The 2,093-nt window shown below is 60.2% G+C and carries 2 protein-coding genes; both read left to right on the forward strand.

The genetic code is table 11. The annotated features are described in order from the left end of the window. Positions 1-309: 309 nt before the first annotated feature. The gene (locus B4E36_RS04585; RefSeq protein WP_018067479.1) at positions 310-882 is read left to right on the forward strand and encodes a CarD family transcriptional regulator; all 573 of its coding nucleotides are present in this window, start codon (positions 310-312) and stop codon (positions 880-882) included. Positions 883-1,093: 211 nt separating this feature from the next. Beyond that, positions 1,094-1,957: an RNA polymerase factor sigma-32 gene (locus tag B4E36_RS04590; RefSeq protein ID WP_292053832.1), complete on the forward strand. Its 864-nt coding sequence runs from the start codon at positions 1,094-1,096 to the stop codon at positions 1,955-1,957. Positions 1,958-2,093 lie beyond the last annotated feature (136 nt).

The raw sequence follows: 2,093 nt of genomic DNA on the forward strand, positions 1-2,093 counted from the left end.
CCCTCCCGCCGGTGACGACACGTCACGGGTGTACGGCTCATTGATTTCTGCTGTGTGACATGCTATATAATTGGCACTGACCCATAAAACGGCAGCTTTGTCTTAAAAGCCGAAGAAAGAAATCAACCCAAACGTCGAATAATCGGAATTTTTTTGAAGGCCTTTGTCTTCAGATCACGATTTCGTGTCGCTTTTCGTTGCCCGTTCGATGGAAACAGTGGGTGGCAACCTCCGTTGCCCCACCCTCCGGATCATGCATGTCCGGAACCGGCGCCCGCCGGATGCGTAACAGGGAGTTTTTGAAAGCCTATGACAGTACAACAGAAAAAACCTGCCGGCCGCCACGGTTTTAAGCCCGGCGAGTCGATCGTCTACCCTGCCCACGGCGTTGGCATGATCAGCGCGATCGAGGAGCAGGAAGTGGCCGGCATGAAGCTCGAGCTCTTCGTTATCGAATTCGACAAGGACAAGATGCGCCTGAAAGTGCCCGTGGCCAAGGCCATGAGCATCGGCATGCGCAAGCTGTCGGAGACCGATTTCGTCGAGCGCGCGCTGAAGGTTGTGCAGGGCAAGGCCCGCGTGAAGCGCACCATGTGGTCGCGCCGCGCGCAGGAATATGACGCAAAGATCAATTCCGGTGACCTGATCTCGATCGCCGAGGTGGTGCGCGATCTTTACCGCGCCGAGAACCAGCCCGAGCAGTCCTATTCCGAACGCCAGCTCTATGAGGCGGCGCTTGACCGCATGGCGCGCGAAATCGCCGCCGTCAACAAAATGTCGGACACCGAGTCTGTCCGTCTGATCGAAACCCACCTTGCCAAGGGTCCCAAGCGCGGCAAGGCGGCGGAAGACGAAGACGACGCCCGCGAGGAAGCGGCCTGATCAAGGCGCTTCCAGCAGCGTATCGAATGAAAAATCCGGTCTTTTAGGCCGGATTTTTTTATGATCCAGCCCTTTTTTATGAAAAAATGAATTCCATGTTGAACTAAATGGCCTTGCTCTGCGTTGATATTTTCGAGGAGCAAGGGGATGCGCCTGACGCCGTCCCGAAGCACTCGTTGGCCCAAACAACGCGCCTTCCGGGAGCCACGCCATGGATATCGACGTACAGGACCACCGCATTGCCAGCGCAGCAATGGCAGCGCCCTATCTCTCACGCGAACAGGAAACCGAGCTCGCCACCCGCTGGCGGGTGCAGGACGACAGCGATGCGCGCGATGATATCGCCATGGCGCATCTGCGGCTGGTGGTCTCGATGGCCGGCAAGTTTCGCGGCTTCGGCCTTCCCAAGGCCGATCTGGTGCAGGAGGGCTATGTCGGCCTTCTGGAGGCGGCCGCCCGGTTCGATCATCAGCGCGGCGTCAGGTTTTCGACTTACGCAAGCTGGTGGGTCCGGGCCTCGATGCAGGATTACGTGCTGCGCAACTGGTCGATCGTGCGCGGTGGCACCAGTTCCACCCAGAAAGCCCTGTTCTTCAAGCTTCGTCGCCTGCGCGCCAAGATTGCCGCGCGCGACCGGAGCATGAGCTCACAGGCAATCTACGAGGAGATCGCCGCCAGTCTCGGCGTCTCGGTCTCGGACGTGCAGGTCATGGACGCCCGGCTTTCCGGCAATGACGCATCGCTTCAGGCCCCCGTCGGCAATGATGGCGAGGAGGGCACCGAGCGGATCGATCTTCTGGTCTGCGACGCACCGCTGCCGGAAGAGCAGGTTTCCGGCATTATCGACGGCGAGAGGCTTCATCTCCGGCTGAAGCGCGCGCTGACCAAGCTGACCGCGCGGGAAAACCGCGTGATCCGCGCCCGCAAGCTGGCCGACGACAGCGCCACGCTCGCCGAACTCGGCGCCGAGCTCGGCATCTCCAAGGAACGCGTCCGCCAGATCGAAAACCGGGCGCTTGAAAAGCTGAAGATGGCGATGACATCCGAAAACACCGGAGAACTCGCGATCGCTTGAAGCGCGATCGCACGGCTTGCTGTTCGGCCTACCCGATCGAATGACCGGAGCCTGATGCAGGCTGTCCGCGCAGGGACGGCGATCGGCCTCGTTACTGCGAAACGATCTTCACCGTCTCGCCCGCCGAGAGCGTTGC

This window comes from Martelella sp. UBA3392 (assembly GCF_002358775.1).
Taxonomy (GTDB): Bacteria; Pseudomonadota; Alphaproteobacteria; order Rhizobiales; family Rhizobiaceae; genus Martelella; species Martelella mediterranea.